The following is a 23,019-nucleotide window of genomic DNA, read 5'->3' as shown; positions in this document are numbered from 1 at the left end:
CGACGATAGCCGGCTACGGGCGAGGCGGCCCTGGTGGAGGTTGCCGCGCATCCGGTGGACGCCGTTCTGCTCGACCTGATGTTGCCGGGCATGGATGGTTTGGAGGTGTGCCGTCGCCTGCGTACCTCAGGGGACCTGCCGGGCCTGGTGAGCCGCGGGCGCTGACCGTCGGCCCCCTGGAGATCCGTTGCGCGGAGGGGGTGGTCCTTCGGGACGGCCGCGACGCGCGCCTCACCTGCGGGTCAGCCGGGCAGCTGACGGGCATCTCCTGGCCATGCTGTCCGCGCGGCAACAAGGCATGTGGCGGTCCCGCGCGCGCCGGCTGTGGACCAGCTTCTGGACGATTCCGGCCCTGTGTACCGCCTTGGCGGTTGGTCTTGCCGTTTCGGTTCCCTGGCTGGATGAGCGGGGGCTGTCCGCCGCGCTGCCGTTCCTGTTCAGCGGCGGGCCGGACGGTGCACGNTCCGTGTTGTCCGCGGTCGCCTCCTCCATGATCTCGTTTACCGCGCTGGTGTTCTCGATCACGATCGTGACGCTGCAGCTGACCAGTGGCNAGTTCTCGCCTCGGGTGCTGCGGACCTTCCTTCAGGATCGCCTCACCCAACTGGCACTGGGTGTCTTCGTTGCGACTTTCGTCTATGCGCTGGCGGTCCTGCGCTCGGTCCGCGGCGCGGACACGGCCCGGTCGTTTGTGCCGCGGACGGCTGTCACTCTGTCGGTTCTGCTGGTACTCATCAGCGTTGTGCTCTTCATCGCTTATATCCACCACGTGACCAATGCGGTCCGGGTGTCGCAGATCTTGGCCTCGATCGGCACGCAGACCCGCCGATGCATCGCTCGCCGCTTCGATGGCGTCGGCTCCGTATCCTCGGTACCTCTGCCGACGGCCGCGCGCAGCCCAAGATATAAGATCATAAGCGCCCCGCGGAACGGTATTATCGCCGTGGTGCGAGACCGACCGGTGGTTCGGGCTGCCTCGCAGGCTAATTGTCTGGTTGTGCTCGTGCCAAAGATCGGTGATTTCGTTGCTGCCGGGATGCCGCTGTTCACCGTGCACGATGGCCCCGCCGACGGCCTCCGCGGAGACCTCGACCGGCAGGCCGTGATTGACGCGGTGGATATCGAGATCGAGCGGAGCATGGAGCAGGACATTGCGTTCGGCTTCCGGCAGCTGGCCGATATCGCGGAACGCGCCCTGTCACCAGCCATGAACGACCATACGACCGCGGTGGCGGCGGTCGATCAGGTGCATGATCTGCTACGCCGGCTTGTCACGCGGCACCTGACGCCCCGGGCCCATACTGACCGGGACGGCCAGCCGCGGCTCGTGGTGCCGGAACCCGATCTCGAGGACTACCTGCGGATCGGCGTGGACGACATTAGCCGGTGGGCGCAGGACTCCCCACGGGTGCTCTCCCGGCTGCGCCTCATGCTGCGCGACGTGTACGAGCAGGCTCGGCCTGAGCACCGGGCGCGCATCGCTTGCCGCGTCACCCGCTTGGAGCGCCGCCTCGCCGCCAGGAAAGGCTGACCGGGACGGCTAGATGTCCCGTTGCATCCCCTCCCGTGACTGCCCAGACGTCACCTTCTCACCGCCGGTGAACGTCGCCGATGGGTGTGCTGATGGATGAGGTGTGCGATCGGGGATGCTTGGCGGTTGCCGCGGTCAGTGGTGGCGGTCCTCGTACTGCGCGGCTGTGGTGACGTCTCGGGGATAGGTGCGTAGCGCCCGGAGACCGACGAGGCCGGCGGCCACCATGGGAGCCATCATGATCAGGAAGGTGAGTTGCAGGCCCCGGCGGGGCGGGGGCGCGAGCTCGTCCGGAGGGGCCGGGATACAGCCAGCCGCGGGAACGGCGCCGAATGCCCGCGACCGATGCCTTCTTCCTCGAGGTGGAAGGCCCCCGCAGCCCGCAGCAGGTCGGGGGCGTCGCGGTTCTGAGACTCCTCCCCGGCAGCTCCTCGCCCACGCTCGCCGACATCCGCGCCCATGTCGCTCGGCGCCTGGCGGATATTCCCCCGATGTTGCGACGAGTCGTGTCGCCGGGGCCGTTGTCCGGCTACAGATGGGAACTGGCCCGGAGTATCGACCTGTCCTGGCATGTCCGCGAGGTGACCCGGCAGCCCGGAGCCGTGCGGCCGGATTCGCTGTCCGCCTCGCCCGCGCCCGCGCGATGGGCGGCCGTGACCACCGGCATGGTGCGGCTCGGGCTGGACGGAGCCGCGCCCCCCTTCCCCTGGTCTGGGCGATCGGGACCGGCTCGCCGGGTGCGGATGGTGCGGCTGCGACTGCCCGAGGTTCGGGCAGTCGCGCGGGCCGCGAACGCCCGCGTGACCGACGTCCTGCTCGCCATGGTGGCACAGGCTGGCCCAGCTGCTGGCCGAGCAGGGCCAGCCGTGCGGTGCGGCGGTCCGTGCCATCACGCCGATCTCTCTGCGCACGACAGGCACCGCCATCGGCGACGACCTGGGTAACGCGACCACGGNGGTGCAGNTTGACCTGCCGCTCGACCCGATGCCAGTGTCCTGGCGGTTGCGGGCGATTACCGCCGGTGGCCGGCGGGCGCGGCGCCCGGGGCGGATCCTCGCGGCCGGCGCGGCCCTGCGGGNGATAGGTGCCCTGCCGGCGCCGCTGCGCGGACCCGCGGCTCGCAGCGTCTATCAGGGTCGGCATATTGGAATGATCGTATCGAACCTTCCAGGCGCGGCGGGCCCGCGGGAGTTCGTCGGCCTGCCACTGCTCGACACCTACCCGCTGGTCCCCCCTCGCCGAAGGCGTGCCGCTTGCGGTGGGGGCACTCGGCTGGCAGGACGAACTCTGCCTCTCGGTGACGACGGATCCCAGCCTTGTGCCGCCGACGGCGGACCTGGCCGGGCGGCTGTCCGCCGGGCTGGACCAGCTGCGTCGCGAGGTGAGCGCCCCGGCGCGCGCCCCTGGGACGGGGTCCGCCTCGGCCGGCTACCAGGGGCGCCCAATCTCGATCGAGTGGGCTGGCCGCGGCTGGCGTCGCCCGGGCGATGCCGGTGACCCGTAAGGACGGCGTGTAGCCGGGAGCGGCCGTGGGTGGGGGCGGATGGTTGGCCGGTCGCCGGTGCGGGAATGGCCGAGGCGGTGGCCTGTCGAGTGCCTGACGGAGAGTGCCTGACGGAGAGTGCCTGACGGAGAGTGCCTGACGGAGAGTGCCTGACGGAGAGTCGGTGCGGGACGCTCGCAGGAGAGGGGTGGGTATGCGCGACTTCCCGATCGACCTGGGGATCAGGCCTGGCGCGGGAATGGGCGCGGGGCGGCCGATATGACCGCGGTCCGGCTTCCTGACCCGGTACGGCGGGTCCGGGCGATGCGTTCTGGTGGTGTGAGCGCGGCGGCGTTGGAGCGGGATCTGGCGGCGCGGGTGGATGGTGAGGTGCGGTTCGACGCCGGCACCCGGGGGGCGTATTCGACGGACGCGTCCAATTTCCGGCAGGTGCCGATCGGGGTGGTGGTACCGAGGTCGGTGGAGGCGGGTGCCGAGGCGGTCGCGGTGTGCCGGGAGCATGACGCGCCGGTGCTGTCGCGGGGTGGGGGGACGAGCCTGGCGGGGGAGTCGACGAACGCGGCGGTGATGATTGACTGGTCGAAGTACTGCACCGGGCTGTTGTCGGTGGATCCGGATGGCCGGCGGTGCGTGGTGGAGCCGGGCGTTGTACTGGACCATCTCAACGACCTGCTGTCGCCGCATGGGCTGCGGTTCGGGCCGGAGCCGGCCACGCACAACCACTGCACCCTCGGCGGGATGATCGGGAACAACTCGTGCGGGTCGACGGCACAGCGGGCCGGCAAGGTGGTGGACAACATCGCCCGCCTGGAGGTGCTGCTGTATGACGGGACCCGGATGTGGGTGGGGGAGACATCCGACGATGAGTATGTCGAGACCGTGCGTGCGGGAGGCCGTCGGGCGCAGGTGTACCGGCAGGTGCGGGAGCTGCGGGACCACTATCTGGCCGAGATCCGGCGGTGCTATCCGGAGGTGCCGCGGCGGGTGTCCGGCTACAACCTGGACAGCCTGCTGCCAGAAAAGCACTTCCATGTCGCGCGGGCCTTGGTCGGCAGCGAGTCGACGTTGGTCACGGTGCTGCGGGCCGAGCTGGAACTGGTGCCGGTGGTGCCGGCACAGTCGCTGGTCGTGCTCGGCTACCCGGACATCGCCGCGGCCGGGGACGCGGTACGGCGGGTGCTGCCGCACGACCCGATCGCGTTGGAGGGCCTGGACGACAGGCTGATCCACTTCGAGCGGGAGAAGCACCTGTACCCGGAGGCGTTGGCGCTGCTGCCCGAGGGATCGGCCGGCTGGCTGCTCGTGCAGTTCGGCGGCCAGACAACCGAGGAGGCCGACCGCAAGGCCCGGGCGATGCTGGACGACCTGTGCTCCTCGCCGCATCCGCCGGTGGCGTCGTTCTTCGACGACCCGGCCCGGGAGGCCGAGCTGTGGGAGGTGCGGGAGGCGGGACTGGGCGCGACTNCCCGGGTGCCGGGCCTGCCGGATACCTGGCCCGGGTTCGAGGACAGCGCGGTCAGCCCGGACCGGCTCGGCGACTACCTGCGCGACCTACGCAAGCTGTACGGCGAGTTCGGGTTCTCCGAGGCGTCGCTCTACGGCCATTTCGGGCAGGGCTGCGTGCACAGCCGGATCCCGTTCGACCTGGTCACCGCCTCTGGGGTGGGCAGCTATCGGGAGTTCTTGGAACGGGCCGCGGACCTGGTCGCCTCCTATGGTGGGTCGCTGTCCGGGGAGCACGGCGACGGCCAGCAGCGCGGCGAGCTGCTGCCGAAGATGTTCGGCGCGGACATCGTCCGCGCGTTCGGTCAGTTCAAGGCGATTTTCGATCCGGGGAACCGGATGAACCCCGGCAAGGTCGTGGCTCCCTATCCGATTGACGACAAACTGCGGCTGGGCGCGGACTGGGAACCCGCCGAGACGGAGACCTTCTTCCGCTACCCACATGACGGGGGCAGTTTCAGCCGGGCGGTGCTGCGCTGCGTCGGGGTCGGCCGCTGCCGCCGCGAGGGCGGCGGTGTGATGTGCCCGTCCTACATGGTCACCCGGGAGGAGGAGCATTCGACTCGGGGCCGAGCCCGGCTGCTGTTCGAGATGCTGGCGGGCCACCCGGACTCGCCGATCCGCGACGGCTGGCGCTCGACAGCGGTGCGCGACGCGCTCGACCTGTGCCTGGCCTGCAAGGGCTGCAAGAGCGACTGCCCGGTGAACGTGGACATGGCCACCTACAAGGCCGAGTTTCTGGCCCACCACTATGCGGGGCGCATCCGGCCGCTGGCTCATTACTCGATGGGATGGCTGCCGCTGGCCGCCAGGCTCGCTTCCCTGGCGCCCCGGACGGTGAACGCGCTCGCGACCGCGCCCGGGCTCACCGACCTGGTGAAGCTCGCCGGCGGGGTGGCCNGGGCANGGGCCATCCCGCCGTTCGCGTCCGAGTCCCTGCAGGCCTGGTACGCCCGGCGCGGGCCGCGAGGATCCGGCCGGCGGGGCGAGGTGGTGCTCTGGCCGGACACCTTTACCAACCGCTTCCACCCGCACATCGGGCAGGCGGCGATCGAGGTGTTGGAGGACGCCGGCTGGCGGGTCGTGACGCCCGGCGGGACGGTGTGCTGCGGCCTGACCTGGATCTCCACGGGCCAGCTGGCCACCGCGCAGCGGGTGCTGCGGCGCACGACCCGGCTGCTGCATCCGTACCTGCGGGCCGGGACGCCGATCGTCGGGCTCGAACCGAGCTGTACGGCGGTCTTCCGCTCAGACGCCGAGGAACTGTTCCCGCGCGACCCCGACGTCTCCCGGCTGCGCCAGCAGACCCTGACCTTCGCCGAGCTGCTGTACGACCGAACGCCCGGCTGGCAACCTCCGTCGCTGGGCCGGCCCGCGATGGTCCAGACCCACTGCCACCAGCACGCGGTGCTGGGTTTCAACGCGGACACCGCGCTGATGCGCGAGATGGGGATGGNCCCGCGGGTGCTGGACTCGGGCTGCTGCGGACTCGCGGGCAACTTCGGCTTCGAGCGGGGCCACTACGACGTGTCACAGGCCTGCGGGGAGCGGGTGCTGTTTCCCGCCCTGCGCGACGCGCCCGACGGCGCCTTGGTCTTGGCGGACGGCTTCAGCTGCCGCACACAGATCGAGCAGGGCGAGGCCGGTGGGCGGCAGGCCGTCCATCTCGCCGAAGTGGTGGCCATGGCCCGGTTCGGCGACGTGCCGGCAGCCCGGCCGGAGCAGGCTGTCGAGCGGCCCTCGTCGCCACGGGCCGCGTCGCTGGCGGTATTGCCCGGTCTCGGCGTTGCCGCGGCGGCCGCAGGCGGCCTGGCCGCCCGCGCCGCGGGACAGCGGATCCGTGACCACTGAATATCCCGGCACTGGACGTATCGCGGCACTGGACGGAGGGATGATGCGGAGATCAGCTGACCAGCCGGGCGGCCGGCGCGGAGTGGTGGTGGTCACCGGGGGTTCGGCGGGGCTCGGTCGGGCGATCGTCCGGCAGTTCGCGCGCCGCGGCTACGACGTGGGTGTCCTGGCCCGTGGCGAGGATGGTCTGGCCGGTGCGGTAGCGGACGTGGCGGCGGCGGGCCGGCGCGGCCTCGCGCTGCCCGCGGACGTCGCCGACGCCGCGGGCGTGCAGGAGGCCGCCGAGCGGGCGCGCGCGGAGCTGGGGCCGGTCGACGTCTGGGTCAACAACGCGATGGCCAGCGTCTTCGCTCCCTTTCCCCAGATCACCCCGGAGGAGTTCGAACGCGCCACAGTCACCACCTACCTGGGCCATGTCAACGGAACCCGTGCGGCGCTGCGGCACATGATGGCACGTGACCACGGGGTGATCATCCAGGTGGGTTCCGCCCTCGCCTTCCGCGGTATCCCGTTGCAGTCGGCCTACTGCGGCGCCAAGCACGCCATCGTCGGCTTCACCGAGTCGGTGCTGACCGAACTGCTGCACGACGGCAGCAACGTGCGGGTTGTGATGGTACACATGCCCGCGCTCAACACCGTCCAGTTCAACTGGGTGTGCTCCCGGCTGCGTCNCCNCCCGCGGCCCGTCCCGCCGATCTACCAGCCCGAGGTGGGCGCGCGTGCGGTGGTCCACGCGGCCGAGCACCCACGGCGCAGCATGTGGGTCGGCGTCTCCACCGTCGCCACCATCCTTGGCAACCGGATCGCGCCCGCCCTGCTGGACCGCTACCTCGCCCGCACCGGCTACGCCAGCCAGCAGGCACCCGACGACCACAACCCGATGCTCGGCGAGAACATCTTCTACCCGGTGCCCGGCGACCACGGCGCGCACGGCGATTTCGACGACCGCGCCCACGCCCACAGCCCGGAACTCTGGCTCAGCCAGCACCGCCGCGGGGTGCTCGCCGCCGTGGTCACCGCGGCCGGCATGGGAGTCGGGGCCGGCATGGGAGTCGGGGCCGACCGGATGCCCCGGCACCGGTAGGGGGCCGGCGACGGGCGCGCCGGGCCAGCCTGTTGATCTTTCGGTTGCCTGACGAATCCCAGCGGTAGGGGAGAACGTCCGCCCAGGTGGGAACGCTTACCTTGGCGGCCCGTGCAGATCGGCCGCCGTAGGTGGCACCAAGATTGCCAAAAAAGTCAGTCAGGAGGGAACACTCACTCATGGGCGCATTCGAAGAGGCGAAAGGCAAGATCAAGAAAGCGGCAGCCGATGTGACCGGCAGCGAAGGGCTGCGGCAGGAGGGGCAGCAGCAGGAGGAGAAGGGCCGGGAGCAGCGCGAGGCGGAAGAGGCCCGGGCTCAGGCTCAGGCCCACGAGAGGGAAGCCGAAGGCCACGAGCAGCGGGAGCGGTCCGAACAGGGGACCTGACCACGGTACGGATCGTGGCAACCGAGGCGGTGTCCCNCGGCCNGGAACCAGCCGCGGGACCAACAATGTGCGGGACCAACAATGTGGCGGATCGGTCGGACCGGGTGGGCGGCGCTCAGGGCCATGCGGACCGGGTGGGGGATCCTGCTGGTGGCGCAGCCCGGGCTGGTTCTGCGGGCCGCGGGCGGCCACTCCTCCAGCCGCGCCCGGCCGGCAGCCGTGCGGGTGCTGGGAGCCCGCCATCTCGTCCAGAGCCTGCTACCGCCGGGCCGGCTTGGCGTCGCTGCGGACTGCCTGCATGCCGCGAGCATGCTCGCTTTCGCCGCGGCCGTTCCCGGGCACCGCCGGCTGGCCTTGGCCGACTCCGTGGTGGCGTCGGCGTTCGCGGCGTCAGCGTTCGCGGCCGAGCAGCCAACCCTGCAGGAGGTCTCCGCGGCGAGGGGACGGGCCGCGCGGGGTGCGGGCGACGGCCCCGGCCAGACCGAGGGCGCAGCCGCCCAGCATCGGCGCTGCCGCCAGCCATAGCCAGCCTGTCCGGATCTGGCTGATCAGACTGGCCTGCAAGTCTCGCAGTACCGCCTGGGCGCTCGCCGGCAGAGCCGGCACCGCCCTGGTGACTCGGTCCCGCCGAAGGCTGGTGCGGCTGCCGCCGGTGCCTTGAGGTGACCGGCGGGTCGCGGGGGCCGAGGTTGTCTCCTGGCTTCGCCAGCCAAGGTGAACGTTCGGAGGAGGATTTCGTGCCGGAGGGCCGCCCAGCCCCGCGAGCCTGGCGGATCTTCCGTGGCCACGGAAGCCAACCTCGCCCACCCCGTCCCGGGGCAGCAGCCTGGGCGACCGGGTAGGCGTGGCGGGCCGCGGTTTCGGGGAGACAGCAGGCATGCCAGCGGTTGAGAGCGTGGAGGTCGCCGCCTACCTGGTGCCGACCGAGCAGCCCGAGTCGGACGGGACGCTGGAGTGGGGTTCCGTCACCCTGGTGGTGGTGACGGTCCGGACCGGCGGCCAGGCCGGTCTGGGCTACACCTACTGCCATCTCGCTGCCGCGGATGTCGTCGCGGGAAAGTTGGCGGCGGTGGTGACTGGCCGGGACGCGTTGCGGGTCGGTGCCTGCTGGTCGGCGATGCAGGCGGCGGTGCGGAACATCGGCCGTCCCGGCATGGCCGCAGAGGCGATCTCGGCGGTGGACATAGCGCTGTGGGATCTCAAGGCGCGGCTGCTCGGTGTCCCGCTGGTGGTGGCGCTGGACGCGGTGCACGACCGGGTCCCGATCTACGGCAGTGGCGGCTTCACGTCCTATCCGGACAGCCAGCTCTGCGATCAGTTGTCGGGTTGGGCGGCGGCGGGTATCCCGCGGGTGAAGATGAAGGTCGGCCGGGACCCGGCGGAGGACCGGAAGCGGGTGGCTGTGGCCCGGCGGGCAGTCGGATCCGACGTCGAGCTCTATGTGGACGCGAACGGGGCGTACAGCCGCAAGCAGGCGTTGATGCTGGCGGAGATCTTCGCGGAGCAGGATGTGCGCTGGTTCGAGGAGCCGGTCAGCTCCGACGACCTGGAGGGGTTGCGGCTGCTGCGGGACCGCGGCCCGGCGGGGATGGACATCGCGGCCGGCGAGTACGGCTACACGTTGTCCGGTCTGGAACGGATGCTGGCCGCGGGTGCTGTCGACTGCCTGCAGGTGGACGTCACCCGCTGCGGCGGCATCAGCGGGTTCCTGCGGGCGGCGGCGCTGTGCGACGCGCGGGGGATCGACCTGTCCGCCCACTGTGCGCCGCAGGTCAGCGTGCACGCCTGCACCGCGGTGTGGCATCTGCGGCACCTCGAGTACTTCCACGACCACGTCCGGGTCGAACATCTGCTGTTCGACGGGGTCCTCGATGCGCGGCCGGACGGGACGCTGGTCCCGGATCGGTCGCGGTGCGGCCTGGGCCTGTCGGTGCGGCAGCGGGACGCCGAACGGTTCCGGGTCCGATGACCGCGGCGTACGGCGAGGCGGACCACAGCACCGGGCCGGACGGGTCGATGCGCTGGGCTGTGTGCGCCGGCCCCGCCCGCTGTGCGTTCGGGCTGTTCTGATGGGTATGGCAGGAGCTTCTGGCGGGTATGGCAGGAGCGTGAGCCGGTTGACCGGCTGGATCAGTGGGATCGTCGCCGCTGCCGCGATGCTGGTGGGCGCCACCGGCTGCGGTACTGGCGGCGGGCCCGGCTCNCCGACGGCGGACCGGGCCGCCGCCGCGGACAGAGCCGGGCTCGGCGCCGTTGCGGGCATCGTCTCCGACGTCGAGCCGTCCGTTGTCACCATCCTGGTCGGGAACGAGCTGGGCAGCGGCATCGTCTACCGCGCCGACGGTGTCATCGTCACCAACCAGCATGTGATTGCCCAGGCATCCGGTGGAAAGGCCGAGGTGGCCTTCGCCGACGGCCGCCGGGTGGCCGGTCGGGTACAGGCCGCCGATGAGATCAGCGACATCGCCGTGGTGAAGGTGAACCGGACCGGCCTACCCGCCGCGACGTTCCGTAAGGATCTGCCCCAGGTGGGCGAGTTGGCGGTGGCGATCGGCAGCCCGCTGGGATTCGAGAACAGCGTCACCGCCGGGATCATCTCCGGCGTGAACCGGAACCTGCCCGTATCCGGTCAGCAGGGTGGGCAGGGGCGGCCGCTGGTGGACCTTATCCAGACCGATGCGGCGATCTCGCCCGGTAACTCCGGCGGGGCGCTGCTGGACAGCCAGGGCCGGGTCGTGGGCATCAACGAGGCCTACATCCCACCGTCGACCGGAGCCTCGTCGCTGGGCTTCGCGATACCGTCCGCGACCGCGGTTGACGCCGTTGAGCAGTTGCTGCGCACCGGGACCGTGAAGCACGCCTTCGTTGGCGTCCAGCTCGCCACCCTCACCTCGGCGATCGCTGAGCGGCTCGGACTGGACGTGCGTGCCGGGGCGCTCGTGCTGGCCGTCGTGCGCGGCGGGCCCGCGGGCAAGGCAGGTGTTCTACCCGGTGATGTCATCCGTAGCTTTAACGGCAAGTCGGTCGCCTCCGCCGGGGAGTTCTCCGCCAGGCTGCGCGAGGTATCCCCGGGTGACATGGTGACGCTAGGCGTCCACCGAGACGGCAGGGACCACACAGTGCAGGTCAGGGTGTCCGACCGGCCCGGCTGAGAGCTTCGCCGCCGATGCGGCGTCCCACCTCGGGGCTCGGCCCGGGGCTTCCGAGGATGCATCGACGCGCCGTCACGCGCCTGGGGACAGCGGGTTCGTGGACGAGATCTAGGTGAAGATTTCCGGGCCGGTGTCAGTGCCGGTGTCGAGTTGGCACCAGACCGTCTTGCCGGAGTGGGTAGGGCGGGTGCCCCACCGGGCAGCGAGTGCATCGACGAGGATCAGGCCACGACCGTGTTCTTCCTGCTCGTTGGGGTGGAGGACACGGGGGAGGTGACTGTCGCTGTCGGAGACCTCGATGTAGAGGGCCGTCGGGACGCTGCGGAGCACGAGTTCGCCGGGGACTCGGGAATAGCGGATCGCATTGGTGACGATCTCGCTCACCAGTAGTTCCGCGGTCTCGATGGTTTCGGGCTGCTGCCAGCGACGCAGCGCGGCGTTGACGGCGTGGCGAGCCTGTCCGACGGCCCTGAGGTCGAGGGTGAGAGGGATGGTAAGGGTGCGAGTGTTGATGGCCGCGGCGGCCCGGACGAGCAGGAGCGCCACGTCGTCGTCTCGATTGGCCTGATCGACCAGGCGCATCAGCCGGTCGGCGGTGGCGTCCGCGGTGCCGGCGTCCGCGAGAGCGTGCTGTAGCCGGCCGATTCCCTGGAAGATATCGATATCGCGTGACTCGACGAGGCCGTCGGTGTAGAGCGCGAGCGTCGCCCCGACGGGGAACGGGTAGCAGGTCTGGACGAAAACTTGCCCGCCGATACCGAGAAACGCGCCGCCCCCGCCGGTCAGGAGGCGGACCCGGCCATCGGGATCACGCAGGGCGGGAGGGGGGTGGCCGGCGTTGGCGAGGACTATCGTCGCGGTGGTGGGCTCAAAGATCGCGTAGACGCAGCTCGCCAAGGCACCGTCAGGCCCTGCCCCGATGGTCTGGGCAAGGTTGTCCAGGTGGGTGAGTACGTCGTCGGCGGGCAGATCGAGTGAGGCGAACGCCCGGCTGGCGGTGCGGAGTTGACCCATGACGGCGGCGGCGGTCACNCCGCGGCCGGCCACGTCTCCGATGACGAGAGCTACCCGACCCGCCGAGAGCGGGATGAGGTCGAACCAGTCCCCGCCCACCTCGGCGTCGATCGGCGGACCCGGCTCGGCGCAGGGCGACCGGCCGGGAAGGGAGCCCGGCTCGTACCGCCAGGCGATGTCCATTCCGGCCACGGCCGGGATGTCGGGTGCAAGCAGGCTGCGCTGCAGCGTGACAGAAACCTCCCGCTCGCGAGCGTACGCGCGGGCATTGGCGATGGCGGCTGAGATACGTCCACCAAGGTTGGCGGCCATCTCGACGTCGTCGTCGGTGTAGGTACGCCCGGAAACGCCGACATGTACAACCATGACCCCATGAAAGTAGCGCCCCACCAGCAGGGGCACCGCGATCCCCCAACGCAGCAGCAGCCGCCGGAAGTAGTCGAGGAATCCAGGAGTCTGATATCCGCTGATCAACGATTCATCGTCGGCCGCGTGGTGAAACGGGCGACCCGACGCAAAGGCTTGGTAGATCGGAGAGTTTCGGTGGCAGTAAAGGATCTCTCCGGCGGCTGAGAACGGGATGTCGCAACTTTGCAGGGGCGGACCGGAAACGCGTGTTTTTATGGCGCGCCGCAATTCCAACAGCTCCGGTCGGGCGTCTGTGTCAAGGGGTTCGTCGAGCAGGTACACGCTGCAGGTGTCGGCGAATTCCGGTACCATAAAATCGGCTATACTCGCCAGTGTGGCGTCCAGTTCCAGGGATCGCCCGACGAGTGTGCTCGCCCGGGTGAGCAGCCGCAGTCGCCGCTCTGCTTCCGCATGCTTCCGCTCGGCACGGCGCTGATCCGTCACATCGACCAGCGTCACGCCAACCGCCGCGGGCACCCCCTCACGGTCCCGGAGCGGAAAGTGCGAAAAGCGCCAGGTGCGTTCCTCCTGCGGGAAAGCCACGCTCCTGCCGATGATCTCCGTGTCTTCAACTGATTCACCGCTGGCCAGGACCCACCGGGCAAGCTTCCACACCCGCGGGTCCATATCCGGCAGCAGCTCGGGGATGGATGTTCCCGCCAGTTGCTCGGGAGACAGGCCGTATATTTCCCGAAAGGACCGGTTGCTCCGTCGCACCCGCAGATCCGGATCGATAATTACCATCGCCGTCGGACTGAAATCGATCAGTTGCGTGCCCAGTAGCGAATCGAAACCGGCATCCAGTGCGTAGTCCGACGAAACGTCCGACAAGGTTCTCCTCGGCTCAGACGTCATTAAATCACATCCCCCTGTGTGGAATGATCATCTCCTGGTCTAATACCCAGGAACTTAGGATCAAATCAGGCCTGGGACTACGGTGGGTGGCGGTCCCGCGGGTAGGTGCCAGAATTCGGTTGCGGATGGCGCTGGTCATGAGGCAGACCGCGATGCCGGACCGGCAAGCATGGGGCGGGTTGCGGTGGCGTTGATGTCGAGCAGGTGAACGACCGCGTCGGTGCTGAGCACGACGAGGGTGTTCGATCCGAGCAGGACAGGCTGGGTGGTGACGGGCGCCGCGACGTCGCCGACCAGNAGCGGACCAGCGGGGCTGTCCAGTTGCCAGATACTGCCATCGAGCAGCACGATCATCGGTCCGAGTGGGGTATGGACGGCAGTGGTGGGCGCGCCGGTACCAGTGGACCGGTAGGGACCGTAGGCGGGGCGCAGCCCGTGCAGGTGCTGGCGGTCGAGGATGCCGCCGTGATCCGGGTCGAGCCGGTGCGCGATGCCGTCGCCGGTGACGAGCACGATTGCCTCGTCGGTGACCAGGGGAGCGGCTGTGGAGAAGCGGCCGGTCAGGGTGGTGCGCCACCGAGTCTGGCCGGTGGAGAGGTTCAGCCGCTCGAGGGTGGGTCCGGCGGTACGGAGCAGCAGCGCATCGGTCCCGTCAATGGCGACCAGCGAGCTGGAGGGCGGTGGTGTGCCGGGCGGATCGGTCCAGGTGATGGTGCCGTCGCGCAGGTCCAGGGCGGTCAGGCCCGGGGTGGGGCCGCCGAGGGGCAGCACGGCCAAGCGGTCGGTGGCCAGACCGGTTCCGTAGGTGAGCAGGGTGTCGACCTGGCCGAGCTGGTCGCGGTGCCAGGCGATATCCCCGGTGTCGAGGTCCAGGCAGGTGACGCCGCCGACGTCACCGACGATCAGCCGGCCCGCCGCGGTGAGGATGGGGGTGGCTAGCAGCCGGCGTCGCTGCCGGTGTGGGAGGTGTCGGGTCCAATGGGGTGCGCCGGTGGCTGGGGCGAGCGCGGTGAGGGTGCCCGCATGGCTGCACGCCAGGATCTGGTCATGGCCGGCGAGAACGCCGGTGATGGGGTCGTCTGCGGCGCGCACCGTCCACAGCACGTCGACTCGGCTGTCGTTACTGCCGGTGTTGGAGGGGTGTAGGCGGGTCAGGNGTCCTGCGCCGTGGGTGTCGGTGCTCGGTGCGATGACGGTGCCGGCGATGGTCGCGAGGGTGCCCAGATGTTGATGGGCGCCGATCGAGTGGCTGGTGGTGCGGGGCGAGGCCGGGGCATCGGCGCGAGACGTGGTCGGTGACCGTGGCGGTTTCGGTAGCGCCGGGATCGTGTCGTGCCGTAGATCCATAGTTCTCAAGCCGGGGGNGAGGGNGATGAGGCGGAGCTGCGGTGGTGACCAGTCCAGTCCGCCGAAGCTGGCTGCGGGCGTGCTGAGCAGGTGACAGCCGCCGACGTTGCGCTGCGCGTCGGCATGCCAATGTCCCGACAGGACGGCGAGGAGGCTGTCGGGTGCGGCACTGTAGCGGATCAGTTCGAGTGTGTCGTGGTCGGGCTGGTCGTGGGTGAGCACGACGACTGGCAGCCCGGGGGTTCGGGTGGCGAGATCGGTGATTATGAAGCGTTGCTGATCGGTGTCATCGATCGCGCACCAGGCGCTGAACCAGTCCAGGGCGAGGAGGTGCACGCCGGCCAGGTCAGCTGACCACCAGCGCGGGCCCATGGCCTGCTCGTAGCGGGTGAGGGTAGCCGCGCCGAGAAACCCGCCACCGTGGGGGGTGTCGCTGGGGTGGGGTTGGTGGCGGTGGCCGTAATGGTCGTGGTTACCCGGCACGATCTCTACCGGCAGCGGCGCTGCGGCGAGGGAGTCGAGTACGCGCCTGAACTCTTCGGGTGTGCCGTGGTCGGTGAGGTCACCGGTGATCACGGCGAATGCCGCGCCGTGGTCGGCTGCGGTCCGCAGCGCGTGGTGCAGGCCGCTGGTGGTGTCCGTCTGGTCGCCGTAGCGGGCGGCGAGCTCGACCGCCTGGGACGGGTCGCCGTCGATCGCGCTGACATGCGTGTCCGTGATGTGCGCGAATCGCAGCTCCCCTGAGGGAGCCGAGGGTGGTTGTGGATCGCTGCCGGTGCGGCTTGGGTGCAGCTGAAACAGCACCGGCTCCCCCGCTGCCGGGTGCTGCCACCAGCGGCCCGTCCAGCCGTTGGGGCGCCGGGCCCAGACCGGGCGCCCCGGCACGGTGCGGAGGCTGAACGAGCCGTCGTCGCGAGTGAATGTCCAGGTCCGCCCGTCGCTTACCGCGATCCCTGCGAGCGCGTTGCCGTGGATGGTGAGCACGGCGCCGATGATCTGCATGCCTGAGTCTAGTCTCCGACAATAGATCATTTACAACCCTTCGCATCATTATGTATGTAATTTCCTTACGGAAGTAAGATGTTGTTTAGATAAAGTTTCCCTTGGCCTGTCAGTGTCACCGCCATGACCCCACCCGGCCTCGCGCTGCCACCGCAGTCACAGGGGGCGGCCTCGACGAGGCTGTCCGGGTGGCCGGTGCTGTCCGGAACCGTCTGTACCGCTTAGTCCACTTGATGGAGGAACTGTCATGAAACTCAGCAGCGACCGCATCCTGACCACGCACACCGGCAGCCTGCCCCGACCGGCCGGGCTGGCCGAGCTGATCCGGGCCCGGGAACAGGAGACCCTCTCGGTCGCGGACGCCGAGTACCTGCCCGAGCGGATCGCGGACGCGGTTGGCGTGGTCGTCGGCCATCAGGCGCAGGTCGGGCTGGACGTGATCAGCGATGGCGAAATGAGCAAGATCGGGTACGCCACCTACGTCAAAGAACGCCTCACCGGTTTCGACGTGGACGTTGCCGTTCCCGAGGGCGGCGGCCTGTCGATCGCTGATCTGGACGACTACCCTGGCATGGCCGAACGTTCCCTGGCCGGCTTGGAGACCGCGACACCGACCTGTACCGGTCCGATCAGCTACACCGGCACCGCCTTGCTCGATACCGATCTGGCCAACTTCGCAGCCGGCGTCAGCTCAATCTCGGCAGGATCGGGTCAGCCGACCGAGCGGTTCATGAATGCCGCGTCACCTGGAGTTATCGCGCTCTATCTTCCGAACCAGTTCTATGCCAGTTTGGATGAGTACCTGTTCGCGTTGGCCGAAGGAATGAGGGCCGAGTACGAGGCGATCACCGCAGCCGGGCTGGTCCTGCAGATCGACGCCCCGGATCTGGCGATGGGTCGGCACATCCAGTACGCGCACCTGTCCGAGCAGGGATTCCTGGACCGGCTGCGCGTGCACGTTGAGGCGATCAACCACGCGCTACGCAATATCGACCCGGCGAGGGTGCGGGTGCACCTGTGCTGGGGCAACTACCAGGGCCCGCACCACAAGGACGTCGGCCTGGACGTCATCCTGGACACGATCATTCAGCTCAAGGCCGATGGGCTGGTATTCGAGGCCGCCAATCACCGCCACGCACATGAATGGCAGGTGCTGGCCGACGCGAAGATTCCCGAGCAGAAGGTCCTCATCCCGGGTGTCATCGACACCTCCAGCGTCTACGTCGAACACCCCGAACTCATCGCCCAGCGCATCACCCGCTTCGCCGACATCGTCGGCCGCGAGCGCGTCATCCCCGGAACCGACTGCGGCTTCGCGTCCTTCGCCACCTTCCTCGCCGTCGACGAGAGCCTGGCCTGGGCGAAACTCGAATCCCTCACCGCCGGCGCTCGACTGGCCAGCGATCGACTGTGGTCATGACCAGCACCACCCCGACCCACAGCACGACCGAGCACGACGCGGCGCTGCCGGTGCTCGACCTGCGCGAGTTCGACCCTGGCACTGATCCCGCGGTGCGCAGCCGGTTCCTTGAGCGACTGCGCGAGACCTGCCATGACGTGNGTTTCTTCTACCTGGTGGGGCACGGCATCGGTGACACCCTGTTCCGGGAGGTCGAGGAGGTCACCCGAGCGTTCTTCGCTCTGCCCGAAGCCGATCGAATGGCGATCGCGATGACCCGGTCGCCACACTTCCGTGGCTACACCCCACTGGGTGGTGAACTCACGAACGGTCGGGCCGACCGGCGCGAGGAGATCGACCTNGGCGAGGCCACCATCAAAGCCATCCACTACCCTCCGTCCGGACCTGGCTGCGATCATCAAGGCGTTGGCACCCACCGGGACTTCGGGCTGCTCACCTTCGTCCTGCAAGACGCCGTCGGTGGACTGCAGGNGGAGCGCGACGGATGCTTCTTCGACGTCCCGCATCTGCCCGGCGCCCTGGTCGTCAATCTCGGCGAAATGCTGCAGCTCGCCACCCACGGCTACCTCAAGGCCACCGTCCACCGCGTCATCAGCCCACCCGCTGGCGTGCGGCGATTCTCGGTTATCTACTTCTTCAACCCGCGCCTGGACGCCACCCTCACTCCCATCGACCTGCCCGCCGAACTTGCCGCCCAGGCAACGGGCGGACACAGCGCTGACCCGGACAACCCCATCCTCGCTACCTACGGCGAGAACATCCTCAAGGTGCGGCTGCGTGCCCACGCCGACGTCGCGCAACTCCACCACGCAGATTTGCTCGCCGCCGAGAGCTGACCTGATCCACCGGCACACCGCAACCCGCCTTCGTGCTGGCCCGCGCGCCCCGCGCCCCACGGCTCCCACGCGCGCCCAGTCATCCCCTGAACAGAAAGGCGATCCGCCATGACCGTTGATGCCCCGCCCGCATCGGTGGCAACGCATGTACCGCTACTGACCGAGGCCGAAACCCCGCCCGACCCACCGGTCACGAACCCGCTGCGAGGCAACCCCGGCATCGTCGGCATCCCGATTACCATCGCTGGCGCGCTCGGACTCGGCTTGGTCGACGCCGGCTACGTGCCCGCCGAGGCCGCCGCCGCCGGCATCCCGACCATCCTCGCCGCAACCTCGATCGGGCTGCTGCTGGCTACCGTCTGGGCCGCCGCGCTCGGGCAAAATGCCTCGGCTAGCCTGTTCGCCGTTTTTTTCGGCTTCTACGCCAGCTACGCCGCACTCGCCCTCGGACTCGGGCACAACTGGTACGGCATCCCCGATGCCCAGATCGTGCACACGCAAGCCATCTGGCTGATCTGCTGGCTGGTCACCATTGCCATGCTCACTCTGGTCACCATACGGCTACCTTGGAGCTTCACCCTGCTCCTCGGCCTGGTCGACGTCGCCCTCGTCCTGCTGCTCGTCGGCACCCTGGAGGCCAACACCACCTTCATCCATCTCGGCGGGNACGTGGTCTTCGCCTTCGTTGCCGTCGCCGTCTACCTGTATGTCGATCTTATGTGGAGCGAGACCGGTGGCCGTGGACTTCCTCTCGGTAAGCCTCTCGTATCTTGACTCGGTCGCTGTAACAAAGTTGCATCACAGCGTCTCTTCTTGATACAAGAGTTACACAGACGTTCTGGTTGACCGGCTCCTCGGAGGCTCACGTTGCTGACCGATTCCCTTGACCTCACGACCTGGCAGGCCAGTGGCGTTCTTCTCATGGACGGCTTCCTTGGCCCGGAGCGCCTGCGGGAGGTGCGACGCTGGGTCGATGAGATCGAGGCCCTGCCGGGCCGCGAGGACGGTCTGCTGCAGTACGACGAGACCACCGGGGACGGATTCTCGGTGCGGTGCCGCACCGAGAACATCGTGCCCTTCCATGACGGCATGCGTGCCTTGCTCACCCGGGGCACGCTGCTCGACATTGCCAGCATGTTGCTCGGCGAGCCCGCCGTCCTCTACAAAGAAAAGATCAACTATAAGGAACCCGGCGGCGCCGGGTTCGCCCCACACCAGGACGCGCCCGCCTACCCCTTTGTCCGGTCCACCATCACCTGCATGATCGCTATCGACGATTCCACCACCGACAATGGCTGCCTGGACGTCGTCGAAGGCATGCACCACGAGCCGCTCCCCACCGACGATGTCGGCTGCATCCCCGCCAGTCTCGCCGAGACCCTCCTCTGGAAACCCGTCCCCGTCCGCGCTGGGTCGTTGCTCTGGTTCAACTGGTACGTCCCGCACCGCTCCGGAGTCAACACCTCACCACATCGTCGCCGGGCCATCTACCTCACCTACAACGCAGCCTCCGACGGTGACCACCGCCACCACTACTACCAGGAAAAGCAGCACCGCCTAGCCGCCGGCACCGACCGAATCAGCCTCATCGGCCACTTCACCGGCGACAGCCACGTCAGCGCCCGGGGCGCCGAGGAATCTGCATGAATACCGACCGGCTCCTCCACGGCACCTTCACTGGCGCGGACGAGTTCTGCGATGAACTGTTCGCCTACCTCACCGCCGTTGGCCAAAGTCAATACGACGAAACCGTCACCCAACTCGAACACGCCCGGCAAACCGCCGCCCTCGCCGAAGCCGACGGCTATGACCAGGCCGCGCAGGTCGCCGCGCTGCTGCACGATATCGGCCATCTCCTCCTCGACGAACACGACGCGCACCACAATTTCCTCGCCGAAGACCTCCATCACGAAATCGTCGGAGCACGCTACCTGACCCGATGGTTCGGCCCCGATATCGGCACTCCGGTCGCGCTGCACGTCAAAGCCAAGCGCTATCTCGTGGCCACCGACCCCGCCTACGCCAACAGCCTGTCCGTAGCCTCCACCCGAAGCCTACGCGTCCAAGGCGGCCCGATGACTGGCAGAGAAGTCGATGCCTTCCTTTGCCTGCCACATGCCGACCTCGCCATCGCGTTGCGTCGATGGGACGACAACGCCAAGCGAGCCGGCGTCGCGGTACCGGAACTTGACCATTGGCGTCCGGCTGTCTGCCGGCTGGTCAATGAGGCTTCCGCGGTGGTTTGACAGGCGGGNATGGCCCCNGACCGCCCGTCATCCGTGAAGGCGAGGAACGCGTACTGTTCTGTGCGGGTCAGGCCCGTGCCGCGGGCGATACTCGTGCCCGCCGACGCGGAAGTCCAGCTCGTGATGGGCTGTCCCCGGCTCGTTGGGTAGATGGAACCAGCGCTTTCGTATTGCGAAGTCAGCGAAATCGGCCAAGATATGACTTGGCGCTGCCGCCAGGTGCGGGCCAGGGTGAACAACCCGTGAATGAGGGGTGAGCCTGCCGCCGTTGATACGGTGTCGCTGTCCGCTTCGCCGGTGAACTCGGCAAGGGTCGCGCCAAAGTCGGCGCACACGCCGCGCATCGTCCGTTCGCAGGCGTCGAGCATCGCCTCATCGAACACGCCACGCCGGTACNTCGTCTGGACCCGGCTGTTACGGGGCGAGTTCGTCGGCACGCCCACTCGCTCGGCGCGGGCGGCCCTGGTAGGAGGCGCGGTAGGCGGACGGCGTGTTGGCGGCGTCGCGGGCGAGGTGGATCCGCAGGTTGGCGGCGGTCCCCAGTCCGCAACGGGCGGCGATCCGATCCACCGGCAGGTCGGTCACCTCGAGCAGCAGCCGCGCCTCGGCGATCCGGTGGGCGAGCAGCCACTGCCTGGGCGTGACGCCGTACTCGGCGATGAAGCGCCGGGCGAACGTGCGCGTCGCGTAGCCAGCGTGGCCGGCGAGATCAGCGACGGACAGTGGCTCGGCGAGCCGTTCCAGCGCCCAGTCGCAGGTCGCGGCCAGCCTGCCAGGACCGCCAGAGCCGGGCTTTGGACCGGGCACCGGGCGGCGTAACAGCTGGGCTTGGCCGCCTGCGCGATGGGGCGCCACCACCAGCCGGCGGGCGACGCGGGTGGCGACGGCACTGCCGAGGTCGCGCCGCAGTATGTGCAGACACAGGTCGATCCCCGCGCACACTCCGGCGCTGGTGAGGATCCGCTCCCCGTCGACGTAGAGAACGTTCGGGTCCACCTGCACCGTCGGATGGCGGGCGGCGAGGTCGCCCGCGTCCTCCCAGTGGGTGGTGGCCCGCTGACCGTCGAGTAGCCCGGCGGCAGCGAGGGCGAACGCTCCGGTGCACACCGACATCAGTCTGACGCCGCGGTCGGCAGCCGCGCGCAGCGCGTCGAGCACCCCTGGTGCGGGTGTGACCAGTGGGGCGTACCCGGGGACGACGACGGTGTCAGCGGCATCCAGCGCGGCGAGCCCGTGCGCCACCTCCAAGGCGAAGCCGGTGGTGGTGGGCAGCGAGCCAGGCTGCTCCGTGCACAGCGTGAACGTGTAATGCTCGGCCAGGTCCAGGTGGCCGAACACCTGGGCCGGGATCGCGAGGTCCATCGCGACGGTGGCCGGGACCGCGAGGGCCACCACGGCGTGGCGAGTGGCCGTTTCCTTATGCAGCACGGCAGAACAGCCTATTCCGCTGCGCACTCGGCGCCCGGCACTCTGGCCTCGTGTCCAGCAAGCCGCTGCCCCGCCGGGCCGACCCGAAGGATGCGGACCCGATGACGACTCGAGACGCCGCCGACGCACCTGAAGTCGCGTCCCCTGCTGGTCGTAGCCGGCGGAACACGGCGCTGATTTTCGCCGCGACGCTCGCGTTCACGCTGTCGCTGGCCGGGTCGGCGTTGAAGAACACGATTCAAGTGGACTTCTCGCCGATCGCAGTGGACCTTGGTGTCAGCCGCGGGACGTTCGCCTGGTCGACGACGGTCTTCGCTGTGGTCATCGCGGTGGCGAGCCCGGTCGTCGGGGTGCTGGCCGATCGGTTCGGCGGCGCGGCCGTGCTGGTCAGCGGAACGGTGCTCGCCGGTGCCGCCTTCCTGATCTGCGCGGCGGCGCCGGGGGTGTCGCTGTTCGCGTCCGTCTACGGCGTGCTCGGCGCCTTCGCCTTCACGATGCTCTCGTACGTTCCATTGGGAAAGCTTGCCAGCGAGCTGTTCACCGCCCGCGGGGAGGGCCTGGCGTACGCGGTCATGACGAACGGCCCGGCTGTCGGGTTCATCGTGCTGGTGCCGCTGTGGGTGTGGCTCGGCGCGTTCGCGTCCTGGCGGGCCGTCTTCGTCGTCGCCGGTCTGTCGATGCTCCTCGTGCTGACCCCACTTGCGCTGCTGCTGTATCGGCTGTCCGGCCAGGACGAGCCGGCGCCTACGGCGACGCCGGGCACACCCGGGACCGCGGACNACGCGCGGCTCGGCTTCGGGGACCGGTTGCGGCTGGCAGCCGCCAACCCTGTGTTCCTGGCGCTGACCGTCGCGTTCACCGGCTGTGGGATCACGATGGCGTTTGTCGACGTTCACCTGGTCACCGATCTGCACGAACATGGCATGAGCCCGGGTGTCGTCAGTGGCACCCTCGCCATGCTGGGCGTCTTCGAGATCCTTGGCTCACTGGCCGCCGGCCGAAGGTGTGACCGGGGCCGGGTCCGGCAGACCCTGCTTGTCGGTTACGCGCTGCGCGGCGGGGCGATGGTGCTCGTCGCCTTCGACGCGACCGTAACCGCCTCGCTGGCCTTCGGGGNCATCTTCGGGGCGAGCTATCTGGCGACGGTGGTCGCGACCACGCTGTGGATTGGCCGGGTGCTGCCCGAGGGCGCCCGGGCCACCGGCCTCGGTCTGCTGTGGACGCTGCACAGCATCGGCGCCGCTCTCTCCAGCCAGCTGGGCGCGCTGGTCGCCGACTCGTACAACTCCTATACGCAGGTCGCGATGGGCGAGGCGCTGCTGGTCGGGGTGTCGTTCCTGCTGATCGCCCGGCTGCCCGCGCCACGCCCGGCGGCCGTCCCCGCCGGCGCTTCCCGGCAATGAGCGGTCTGCGTGGCACCCTGTCGAGCCCTGGAAAAACCGGCTGGCCTGG

General features: G+C 69.2%; 18 protein-coding genes and 2 pseudogenes. 17 read left to right on the top strand and 3 right to left on the bottom strand.

Annotated elements, in window-relative coordinates; all coding sequences use genetic code 11:
• Positions 1-27: 27 nt before the first annotated feature.
• From ALLO2_RS24505 to ALLO2_RS12905, 11 genes and pseudogenes are all read left to right on the top strand, one after another.
• Positions 28-165: pseudogene (locus ALLO2_RS24505) on the top strand (response regulator); the annotation flags it as partial.
• Positions 166-274: 109 nt separating this feature from the next.
• Complete coding sequence (locus ALLO2_RS12945; protein ID WP_232235070.1) at positions 275-1,531, top strand: DUF2254 domain-containing protein; 1,257 nt, start codon at positions 275-277, stop codon at positions 1,529-1,531.
• Between the two features lie 332 nt (positions 1,532-1,863).
• Positions 1,864-2,475, top strand: a complete 612-nt coding sequence (locus ALLO2_RS12940; RefSeq protein ID WP_035732345.1) for a wax ester/triacylglycerol synthase domain-containing protein — start codon at positions 1,864-1,866, stop codon at positions 2,473-2,475.
• 40 nt (positions 2,476-2,515) lie between these two features.
• Positions 2,516-2,710, top strand: a pseudogene (locus ALLO2_RS28265) (hypothetical protein); the annotation flags it as partial.
• Positions 2,711-2,777: 67 nt separating this feature from the next.
• A complete protein-coding gene (locus ALLO2_RS27250; protein WP_023841238.1) occupies positions 2,778-3,035 on the top strand; it encodes a hypothetical protein in 258 nt (85 codons plus the stop codon).
• A 258-nt stretch (positions 3,036-3,293) separates the two neighbouring features.
• Positions 3,294-6,389 carry an FAD-binding and (Fe-S)-binding domain-containing protein gene (locus ALLO2_RS12930; protein WP_035732343.1) on the top strand — a complete coding sequence of 1,032 codons (3,096 nt, stop codon included), beginning with the start codon at positions 3,294-3,296 and terminating at the stop codon, positions 6,387-6,389.
• 43 nt (positions 6,390-6,432) lie between these two features.
• Complete coding sequence (locus tag ALLO2_RS12925) at positions 6,433-7,473, top strand: SDR family oxidoreductase (protein ID WP_023841236.1); 1,041 nt, start codon at positions 6,433-6,435, stop codon at positions 7,471-7,473.
• Positions 7,474-7,652: 179 nt separating this feature from the next.
• The gene (locus ALLO2_RS25625; RefSeq protein ID WP_023841235.1) at positions 7,653-7,859 is read left to right on the top strand and encodes a hypothetical protein; all 207 of its coding nucleotides are present in this window, start codon (positions 7,653-7,655) and stop codon (positions 7,857-7,859) included.
• 123 nt (positions 7,860-7,982) lie between these two features.
• The gene (locus ALLO2_RS26425) at positions 7,983-8,384 is read left to right on the top strand and encodes a hypothetical protein (protein WP_051623852.1); all 402 of its coding nucleotides are present in this window, start codon (positions 7,983-7,985) and stop codon (positions 8,382-8,384) included.
• 352 nt (positions 8,385-8,736) lie between these two features.
• The gene (locus ALLO2_RS12910; RefSeq protein WP_011436418.1) at positions 8,737-9,828 is read left to right on the top strand and encodes an enolase C-terminal domain-like protein; all 1,092 of its coding nucleotides are present in this window, start codon (positions 8,737-8,739) and stop codon (positions 9,826-9,828) included.
• 139 nt (positions 9,829-9,967) lie between these two features.
• On the top strand, positions 9,968-11,011 hold the full coding sequence (locus ALLO2_RS12905; protein ID WP_011436419.1) for a S1C family serine protease: 1,044 nt from the start codon (positions 9,968-9,970) through the stop codon (positions 11,009-11,011).
• A gap of 108 nt (positions 11,012-11,119) precedes the next feature.
• Here the strand turns inward: ALLO2_RS12905 and ALLO2_RS12900 are convergent, their stop codons facing one another.
• Both ALLO2_RS12900 and ALLO2_RS12895 read right to left on the bottom strand, forming a co-directional pair.
• Positions 11,120-13,264 carry a SpoIIE family protein phosphatase gene (locus tag ALLO2_RS12900; protein ID WP_023841232.1) on the bottom strand — a complete coding sequence of 715 codons (2,145 nt, stop codon included), beginning with the start codon at positions 13,262-13,264 and terminating at the stop codon, positions 11,120-11,122.
• A gap of 159 nt (positions 13,265-13,423) precedes the next feature.
• Positions 13,424-15,637 (bottom strand): PQQ-binding-like beta-propeller repeat protein, encoded by a 2,214-nt coding sequence (locus ALLO2_RS12895; RefSeq protein ID WP_035732341.1) that lies wholly within the window; start codon positions 15,635-15,637, stop codon positions 13,424-13,426.
• 247 nt (positions 15,638-15,884) lie between these two features.
• Between ALLO2_RS12895 and ALLO2_RS12890 the strand changes: the two genes are divergently transcribed.
• The 5 genes from ALLO2_RS12890 to ALLO2_RS12870 all read left to right on the top strand — a co-directional run bounded on the left by ALLO2_RS12890 (position 15,885) and on the right by ALLO2_RS12870 (position 20,139).
• Positions 15,885-17,057 (top strand): cobalamin-independent methionine synthase II family protein, encoded by a 1,173-nt coding sequence (locus tag ALLO2_RS12890; RefSeq protein ID WP_011436422.1) that lies wholly within the window; start codon positions 15,885-15,887, stop codon positions 17,055-17,057.
• Complete coding sequence (locus tag ALLO2_RS12885) at positions 17,054-17,893, top strand: isopenicillin N synthase family oxygenase (protein WP_051875184.1); 840 nt, start codon at positions 17,054-17,056, stop codon at positions 17,891-17,893. Before ALLO2_RS12890 ends, ALLO2_RS12885 begins: the two co-directional genes overlap by 4 nt.
• A gap of 108 nt (positions 17,894-18,001) precedes the next feature.
• Positions 18,002-18,667: a GPR1/FUN34/YaaH family transporter gene (locus ALLO2_RS12880; RefSeq protein ID WP_035732340.1), complete on the top strand. Its 666-nt coding sequence runs from the start codon at positions 18,002-18,004 to the stop codon at positions 18,665-18,667.
• A 93-nt stretch (positions 18,668-18,760) separates the two neighbouring features.
• The gene (locus ALLO2_RS12875; protein ID WP_011436425.1) at positions 18,761-19,540 is read left to right on the top strand and encodes a phytanoyl-CoA dioxygenase family protein; all 780 of its coding nucleotides are present in this window, start codon (positions 18,761-18,763) and stop codon (positions 19,538-19,540) included.
• Entirely contained in the window at positions 19,537-20,139 is a 603-nt protein-coding gene (locus ALLO2_RS12870; protein WP_011436426.1) for a phosphonate degradation HD-domain oxygenase, read from the top strand. The genes ALLO2_RS12875 and ALLO2_RS12870 overlap by 4 nt, the downstream gene beginning before the upstream one ends.
• A gap of 414 nt (positions 20,140-20,553) precedes the next feature.
• On the opposite strand, the gene ALLO2_RS12865 is transcribed toward ALLO2_RS12870, so the two are convergent.
• Positions 20,554-21,567 carry a GlxA family transcriptional regulator gene (locus ALLO2_RS12865; protein WP_023841230.1) on the bottom strand — a complete coding sequence of 338 codons (1,014 nt, stop codon included), beginning with the start codon at positions 21,565-21,567 and terminating at the stop codon, positions 20,554-20,556.
• Positions 21,568-21,668: 101 nt separating this feature from the next.
• Here ALLO2_RS12865 and ALLO2_RS12860 point away from each other — a divergent pair, with 101 nt between their 5' ends.
• Positions 21,669-22,970: an MFS transporter gene (locus ALLO2_RS12860; RefSeq protein WP_157493369.1), complete on the top strand. Its 1,302-nt coding sequence runs from the start codon at positions 21,669-21,671 to the stop codon at positions 22,968-22,970.
• Positions 22,971-23,019: the final 49 nt, after the last annotated feature.

It is taken from the genome of Frankia sp. Allo2 (assembly GCF_000733325.1).
GTDB lineage: Bacteria > Actinomycetota > Actinomycetes > Frankiales > Frankiaceae > Frankia > Frankia casuarinae.
This window is presented reverse-complemented; position numbering and strand designations above follow the sequence as displayed.